Origin of the sequence: uncultured Cyclobacterium sp. (assembly GCF_963976465.1) — a bacterium.
In the GTDB taxonomy this organism is placed as follows: domain Bacteria; phylum Bacteroidota; class Bacteroidia; order Cytophagales; family Cyclobacteriaceae; genus Cyclobacterium.
The window spans coordinates 1-8,463 of the sequence record NZ_CAXBOC010000223.1 but is presented as its reverse complement, the minus strand read 5'-3'; the positions used below and the strand labels follow the sequence as shown (position 1 = coordinate 8,463).

Below are 8,463 nucleotides of genomic sequence, written 5' to 3'. Positions count from 1 at the left end.
CCGTTGTTCCTGAAAGCCAATGGGCCTCACCTGCCATTAAACGATGACTTTTCCGTTCTTCAATAGAATGTATCTTCAAATTATCTTCTTGAAAATTAAACCTAAATTCCACCTTCCCTTCATTGGATTCAAAAGCAATTCTTTTATTATCCAGCATTGCTTCCATCCATTTATTTTCAACGCCAATTGCCGGTGGATGAGAAAGGTTTTCTAGTCGTTTTTGTAAAGCCAAATCATCGGAAATACTACCTTCATTATCAAAAGCAGGCAATATATGGTTCCATACCTCACTTAGTAAGGCTTGAAGATTTGAGGTTTCTGAAGTAATGACAATTACAGCTTCCTGTTTGGGCAATATTAAGATATATTGGCCAAAAGCACCATCTGCACGGTAAGAATTATGACGGCTTCTCCACATTTGGTACCCATACCCCTGGAGCCAATCACTGTTGGCTCTTTCTTCCTTACTTGCTTCAGGATTTTGGAGTATTTTTAAACTTTTTGCTTCCTTTATCCAGCTTTCCGGCAGAATTTGTTGTCCATGCCAATATCCATTTTGCAAGAAAAGTTGACCTAATTTGGCCATGTCCTCGGTTTTTACCCTAAGTCCATAACCTCCGGTATTGATTCCCTGTGGACTTGTTTCCCAATCCACTCCTTTGATACCTAAAGGCTCAAAAAGACGAGGTTCTAAGTATTCCAAGAGGGTTTGTCCAGAAACCTTTTGCACTATTGCAGACAGGATATAGGTAGCTATGGTATTGTAAACAAATTGCTCCCCCGGTTGATTTACTATTGGTACAGCAAAAAATGACTTGGCCCAATCATCGGTTTTCACTATAGAAAAAGTATAATCTCTTGCATGACCAACACTCATGGTCAACAAGTGTTTTATTTTTAGGTTTTTAAGGTGATCACTTACTTCTTCAGGCAAGGACTTTGGGAAGAATTGAATTACTTCATCTTCAACCGAAATCAGCCCTTCACTTACGGCAAATCCGATGCCTGTAGCAGTATAAGTTTTGCTGACAGAATACATGGTATGCTTTAATTGAGGACCATAGGGTTCCCACCAGCCTTCAGCAATGACTTTCCCCCTACGCAAAACCATCAAACTATGTAGCTCATGCTCGCTTGCATCCACCTTATCCAAGAAAGACAATATTCCTTGTGCATCTACATTTTCTTTGGAAGGGCTACTGTATAGAAAATCTGTCGCATTTTCCTGTCCGATAACCTGAAAAGAAATGAGTAAGAACAATATAAATTGATAGGTGGACCTCATGGCATGGGATATTTTGGCTGGGGGATTTGGTTTATTATCGAATGTGATTTTGATAATGTTGCAAAGTTTCTTGGTAATCGAACTGAAGATCTTCGTGCAGTCCTGAGATTAATTTCTCCATTTTCTTAACCTGTGCGGCATAAAGGTTATCAATGACAGGATGGTAAAATCCAAGATAACCATATTCAATTAAGTTTTTACAAAAATAAAAGAGTACTTCCAGGGTTGTGACCTTGTCTTTAGTGAGTTTCAAATTTTTGTTCATTAACCTTCGAATAGCTTGAGCAGATTTTTTAGCAGTATAATAGTTGCTCCTATTTCCCTTCTGAAAGGCTTCTTCCAACTCCTCTTTCACCATGTTTAAATACAATTCATGGTTATCCGCTTCAAAAAGTTGAAAATACAAAAAAGCTTTATTATCTCGATTTAATTTGCTTAGCTGCAAAACCAAATCTACCAATTCAGCTTCATTTCTTTGTTTGAGTTCTTTTTTTATTGTAACCAGGCTTGGAATTTTCATTATAAAAATGCGTCTTTTAAATGAGTTTTAAGGCTATTAATAGTAAAAAACTGTAGGCAAATAAACCTGAGATTTGGTCTATTTACTTTGTTATCTACTTTTTCTATCATCTCCGTTACTTAATAGGTAAGTAAATGCCTTGGCATCGGGAGTTTCCCGAAGAATAACAGTGATTATGGCAATAATTGGGATGGATAAAACCATCCCTATAATTCCCCATATGGCATTGCCAATAATCACCGCTAAAATAATAAAAAAGGGATGCACATTTACCTTATTGCCTAATATAATGGGTTGGAATACGTATGAATCTAAAAATTGAACGATTAAAAATGTGGTAGTAATTCCTACCAAGGTATAAACTTCCCCTCCCGACAGCAAACCTATAAAAAGTGCCAAAACATAACCGGCCATATTTCCTATAAAAGGAATCAGTGATAGAAAGGCCGCGATAAAACTTATGAGAAAGAAATCTTCAGCCCCTGAAATCCACATTCCCAAACTGTAAAGTACAAAAAGTATCACCATTAAAATCAAACGCCCATTCAGGTAATGTCTTACTACCCGAGCAGAGTCATGCATGGCCCTACTTACTTTATTCTTAATGGAATCGGGAAATAATTTGATAAAAAAAGTATAGAACATGTTTCTAAAATGAATAAAAAAGAAGAGGTAGACAAATATCAAAAGAAAATCAGCTGCGGTTCCCAGTACTTTTCCAAGCATCAAAAAAGCTTCTTCCTGAGCGATGTCAGGCGATTTTTTTACTTCTATCGATTTTTCATCATTTAAGCCATAAGTTTCTTTATAGGCTTCCAACTTGCTCCTTTCCAGGGGAGTATGGGCCAATACAAATAACTCAACTTTATGTGCTACAGGACTTAAACGCTCCTTCATCACATCTGCATCTTCTAAAAATGACCTTACTTGCAAAGAAATTACACCTGAAATTCCTATAAATGCAACGAATACTACTCCCACCACAAAAGAGGTACTTAAAAGACTGTGTAAGCCTTTTCTTTCCAATAATTGGGCAATGGGGTATACCAACAAAGCCAATACCCAGGCAAGGACCAATGGAGCCAAAACTTTTTGCGCAGCCATTAACCCCAAAACTAAAAAGTACAAAGCGATAATAATTAGGGCAGAAAGAACTATTGGGTTTAAACGGGTAATTTGTTTTCTCATGAATATATTTTAGAACTAAATACTTATTTTAAAAAAGCAATAAATGTGCTAGGTTTTTTACTTAGGCAATTGATGTTCTTCAACTAATAATTTTTATACATTGTTCAATAATTATTAATGCTTTTAAGTGCTTATGGAATTTAGATCCTAAGTCTAGACAATTAACCCACCTTAAATCAATCAGTGGAGCATTTGAGATTCTTTGCTTTATCTAGTATTTCCATCACTTTTATTACAGAAATTTTTTACCTGATAAAATCGAATCTAAATGTATTGTAGATAATAAGAAATTAACTAAATTAAAATTTTCCTTAAAAATATATTTTTAAAAATTATATTTATGCAATTAGACTAGCTATGGCTTTAAGAAGCTATCCGTTATTAAACCACATTATAGCATTCCTTACTTCATTTTAGTTGTTCAAATACTTCAAGTAATCCTTCACAATATTGGACAATAATTCTAAAAATATACACCTAAAGTAAGCAATGAAAACACTCAAATTAACCTCCTGAAATAATGACAATTAATAATTTACCCAAAAAGCTTATTATCATTTTTCAATTTTTACTTGTCCTACTAATCTGTACCGACGTATGGGCTCAAGTGGATGAGATAGCCTTAATCCGCCAAAGAATAGTCTTACAATTGAAAAGCAATCCGATAAAGGCCGATGAAGTCTCAAGGTTGATGAAAAATATTCAATCAGATGGAAGTTTTAAGAATATTAATTATGAAGATTTAAGTAGAACTGCAAGTTTCCCACAAAGAAGACACACGGCTGGACTGGTAACTTTAGCTCGAGCCCATGAAACCGAGGGGAACCCCTATTATTTAGATAAAGATCTGTTAGATAAAATCATATTGGCTACCAATTATTGGGTTGAAAATGATTTCGTTGGGGATAACTGGCACAATAACCAAATAACAACCCCGGGAAACTTGGTCCATTTAATGTTACTTATTGGAGAAAAATTACCGGAAGAATTGGTGGAAAAAGCGCAACCCATTATAGGTAGGGCCAATATGAATGCTTCCGGAGCCAGACCTAGTGGAGATCGAATTGTAATTGCCGGAATTTTAGCTAAAAACTTGCTCTTTATCGAAGACAAGGCAACTTTCGACGAGATAATCAAAATTATAGCGAATGAGATAAAATTCAGTCCGGGAGAACGTGGGATGCAACATGATTATAGTTTCCATCACCGGAAAGACAGGGTAAATAATACTACCTCCTACGGTTATGGTAAATATGCCAATGCTTTTGGAGAATGGTCTGATTATGTAGCAGGTACTACTTATGCCTTTGAGGAAGATAAAATCAATCAATTGGTCGATTATTACCTTGATGGCGTATATAAACAGTTGGTTTATGGAGTATTCGAAGACATAAGTGTAAAGAATAGGAGCATTGCAAACAGGTCTAATTTTAAAGCAAAAGGGACTTTGGAGATAGAACGTTTACTGCGAAGTACTTCTTATCGAAGTAAAGAATTAAAAGAAATAATAAAATTACGAAAAGGGGAAGTCACTCCTACCCTATCTTTTGCCAAGTTTTTTTGGCAGTCAGAACATTTTGTTTTGCAAAGGCCAAATTATTACACCACCGTCCGAATGTTTTCCAGTAGGAATAAGAACATGGAAAAACCTTATAACGGGCCGGGAATAACCACCCACCACAGGGGCGATGGTACCAATTACCTGATGCTCAAGGGAGATGAATACCATAATATTTGGCCGATCTATGACTGGCAAAAAATATCCGGAACTACCATTCTACAAAAACCGGAACTACATGATAGTGAAAGTATACAAAAGGCAGGAACCATGGATTTTGTAGGGGCTGTAGAAAATGGTAAAAATGGTTCGGTAGGTTTTGATTTCACAAGCCCTCATGATGGTACCAAAGCCAAGAAAGCCTGGTTTTTCTTTGACCAAAGTTATGTTTGTTTAGGAACAGCCATAAAAGGAGACAAAGATTTGCCAGTGGCTACTACAGTTGATCAAGTACTCATTAGGTCATCAATAAGTACCTTACAAACAGGAAAAAAAGCTGCGCCTCTTCCTGAGGGTACGCATAAGATTAGCCGGTTAAAATGGCTGCATCACGGGAATATTGGCTATGTATTTCCTAATGAAAGCAGTGTACATGTATCAAATAAAGGGGAAACAGGTCGATGGTCGGATATTACAGATCAAAAAAACATATCGAACAAACTAGTCTCAGAAAAAGTATTGAAAATATGGTTTGACCATGGAGTAAATCCGAAATACGGAAGCTATGCTTATATGGTTTTTCCGGGGATTACAGAAAACCGTTTAAAAACCATATATGATGAGGGTACCCCTTATCGTATTCTTTCCAATAGTAAAGAGCTTCAGGCTGTCAAGAACAAGGAGGAACAGCAAGTGCAGGCAGTATTTTATCAAGCCGGAAGCCTCAGTCTGGAAAATAAATTAAATTTGAAAATGGACAATTCAGGCATTGTATTGATTGAATTGAACCGGGGAAAGGTACAGTCCATATCAATCTCAGACCCAAGTAGAAAACAGAAAGAAATAAAGTTTACACTAGATGGTCTATATAAAGTGAAGAAAGACAATAAAGTTATTACCTCAAGAAATAAACGGTCCAATGCTACCCATTTCACCATCCGGATGCCGGAGGGAAACTTTGCCGGAAAAAGTATTAGCTTTCAACTCAAATAGTCAGTTAAAAATAAACCATTCTACTTATCAATATGAAAAATGCATTGTTATCCTTTTTACTAATTTTATCCGTTGTAACCAAAATAATCGCTCAAGAAAAGCCCAATATAATATTAATTATGGCAGATGATCTGGGTTATGAAGCTTTGGAAGCCTACGGCAATGATTTTAACAAAACTCCACAGATTGATAGAATGCTTGCCAAAGGGATGAAATTTGAAAATACTCATTCCATGCCTTTGTGTACACCTTCCAGGGTTCAGTTAATGACTGGGAAGTATAATTTTAGAAATTATCTGGGTTTTGGAATCTTGGATCCAAAGGAAACTACCTTTGGACATCTCTTACAAGAAGAGGGGTATACTACCTGCATTGTCGGTAAGTGGCAGCTATATGGCAATGAAATTCAAAGAAAGCTAGTGGAGGGAAAAGTTGGCAGTCTTCCTTTGGAAGCAGGGTTTGATCATTATAGACTTTGGCAAGTAAATGATCGAGGTTCCAGGTATAAAGATCCCTTATTAGATAGCCGAGAGACAGGGCTAGAATTTTTCGAAGGTAAGTACGGACCGGATTTATTTGTAGATTATATGGAGGATTTTATGGAAAATCAAGGCAATCAGCCCTTCTTTGTCTATTACCCAATGGTCTTGACCCACGATCCTTTTGAGCCTGTTCCGGCATCAAAAGCATTTCCTGCCTATGATCCAAAAACGCGCTTAAATGATCCGGAATTATTTCCGGATATGGTGACCCATATGGATCACTTGATTGGCAGAATCCTAAAAAAAGTTAACGATTTGGGAATTGCAGAAAACACCTTAATTTTATTTATTGGCGACAATGGAACAGATAGAGATGTGGTATCTTCTGTCAATGGAAAGCAGTTGCGAGGAAACAAAGGTTATACGAATGATTTAGGCACCCATGTACCCATGGTCGCTTATTGGCCCGGGAAAATTAAGGCTGGAAGTGTCAATAACAATCTTATTGATTTTACAGATTTTGTACCTACATTATTGGATGTTGCCGGGGCTAAAAAGGCAAAAAAACCTTTTACAGATGGGATAAGTTTTTATCCTCAACTCATTGGGGAGCAAAATTATAAGGGGGTGAGAGAATGGGTTTTTTGTCATTATGACCCTAATTGGGGGAAATTTGCTCCGAGAACATTTATCCATGACACCCATTATAAATTGTATCAAAATGGAGAAATCTACAACCTAAAGCAGGATTTGTACGAAAAAAGCCCATTGAATAAATCAGAATTGGATAAAGAAGGGAAAAAAACGGTCCAAAAATTCGAAAAAGTATTGCGTAAAATGAATACTAAATAACCTTTGAAGAAGTAGTAGTCTATAGATCGCTACTTGTGTGCTAAGTTGGAGTACAAATAGAACAAAACAGGGCAACACATTATGTGTTGCCCTGTTTTGTTAAATACATAAAACTTCAATTATTTATACGCTACTAGTTTTGATGTTGAAGGAAATATTGAATTAAATCTTCAGGTTTTTTCAAGGAGTTCACAATTTCCTCATTTAGCTCCATCTGAAGAACATTTTCCACATCAAAGATCAATCCATTGAGGAAAACCTTGTCAAACCCAAGATCGTCTACGAAATCAGCTTGTCTTACTTTGGCTACAGGAGCAATTCCATACTGTCCCATCACCTCTACAATTGCTTTTAATCTAGTGTAATTGTTCATCTTATTTGATTTAATTGTATGTAGTAAGTTAGTAATAAGCTGTTTAGGAGTAAACGGCTTACTACTAACTTTTATTTTAAAAATGATTCTGTTTATACATAGGCAGCTACTTCGGAATCTTCTTCTGACAATTCCGTCTCTTCTACCACAATTTCCTTCTTCTTATCCTTCCCAAATCTTGCCAATATTCTATCAAAGACATAATAGATAACCGGCACGATTACCATGGTCAAAAACATTGAGGAGATCAAACCACCAATCAATGCCCATGCAAGTCCATTTTTCCATTCAGCACCGGCCCCGGAGGCAAGTGCAATAGGCAACATACCGAATACCATGGCAAGGGTGGTCATCAAAATAGGCCTAAATCGAATTTCCACAGCTTTAAAAAGCGCTGTTTTAACTTCTATTCCTGCCGCTTTCAGTTGATTGGCAAAATCCACCAACAAAATGGCATTTTTCGCAACTAGTCCCATCAACATAATCAACCCGAGAATACTGAATATACTCAAAGAAGAACCGGACAAGGCCAAAGCCAATAAGGCTCCTATTATTGCCAGTGGAAGGGAGAACATCACCACTAAAGGATATACGTAATTGTCATACAAAGCGACCATAATTAAATAAATAAGTAAAATGGAAGCCAATAAAGCGATACCCAAACTACCGAATCCTTCATCTTGCATTTTCATATCCCCCTCATAGGAAATGTTCACTTCATTGGGCATGTCTAGCATTGCTATCCTGTCCTTAATCTCTTGTCCGACGGTACCGGTAGGTCTACCTGAAACCTGAGACTTTACAGAAACGGAAGTGATTCTATTCTGACGCTCTAGTTGACTTGGTCCTTCAGATGGAATGGCTGAGGCAAATTGTTTTAGCAAAATCACTTCTCCTCTTTTGTTGACAAAGGCTAGGTTTTCTATGTCAGCAACAGATTTTCTATCAAACTCATCCAACTTAATATTAATATCATATTCAAAGTCACCATCTCTATATTTGGTATCGGTATTGCCATTGAACGCAACTTGCATGGTTCCTCCTACCAAAGCC

The 8,463-nt window shown here is 36.7% G+C and carries 7 protein-coding genes; 2 read left to right on the top strand and 5 right to left on the bottom strand.

Annotated features, from left to right (window positions below):
* The 3 genes from AAC037_RS13330 to AAC037_RS13320 all read right to left on the bottom strand — a co-directional run.
* A partial coding sequence (locus tag AAC037_RS13330) for a serine hydrolase (protein ID WP_339903450.1) occupies positions 1 to 1,285 on the bottom strand: 1,285 nt, incomplete at its 3' end.
* A gap of 34 nt (positions 1,286 to 1,319) precedes the next feature.
* Positions 1,320 to 1,805 (bottom strand): hypothetical protein, encoded by a 486-nt coding sequence (locus AAC037_RS13325; protein ID WP_339903449.1) that lies wholly within the window; start codon positions 1,803 to 1,805, stop codon positions 1,320 to 1,322.
* 90 nt (positions 1,806 to 1,895) lie between these two features.
* Positions 1,896 to 2,993 (bottom strand): AI-2E family transporter, encoded by a 1,098-nt coding sequence (locus tag AAC037_RS13320; protein ID WP_339903448.1) that lies wholly within the window; start codon positions 2,991 to 2,993, stop codon positions 1,896 to 1,898.
* A 520-nt stretch (positions 2,994 to 3,513) separates the two neighbouring features.
* Here AAC037_RS13320 and AAC037_RS13315 point away from each other — a divergent pair.
* Positions 3,514 to 5,703 carry a polysaccharide lyase family 8 super-sandwich domain-containing protein gene (locus tag AAC037_RS13315; RefSeq protein WP_339903447.1) on the top strand — a complete coding sequence of 730 codons (2,190 nt, stop codon included), beginning with the start codon at positions 3,514 to 3,516 and terminating at the stop codon, positions 5,701 to 5,703.
* Between the two features lie 32 nt (positions 5,704 to 5,735).
* Entirely contained in the window at positions 5,736 to 7,037 is a 1,302-nt protein-coding gene (locus tag AAC037_RS13310) for a sulfatase-like hydrolase/transferase (protein WP_339903446.1), read from the top strand.
* A gap of 133 nt (positions 7,038 to 7,170) precedes the next feature.
* Here AAC037_RS13310 and AAC037_RS13305 read toward each other — a convergent pair whose 3' ends face one another.
* Positions 7,171 to 7,410 (bottom strand): hypothetical protein, encoded by a 240-nt coding sequence (locus AAC037_RS13305; RefSeq protein WP_339903445.1) that lies wholly within the window; start codon positions 7,408 to 7,410, stop codon positions 7,171 to 7,173.
* A gap of 92 nt (positions 7,411 to 7,502) precedes the next feature.
* On the bottom strand, positions 7,503 to 8,463 hold a 961-nt coding region (locus AAC037_RS13300), incomplete at its 5' end, for an efflux RND transporter permease subunit (protein ID WP_339903444.1).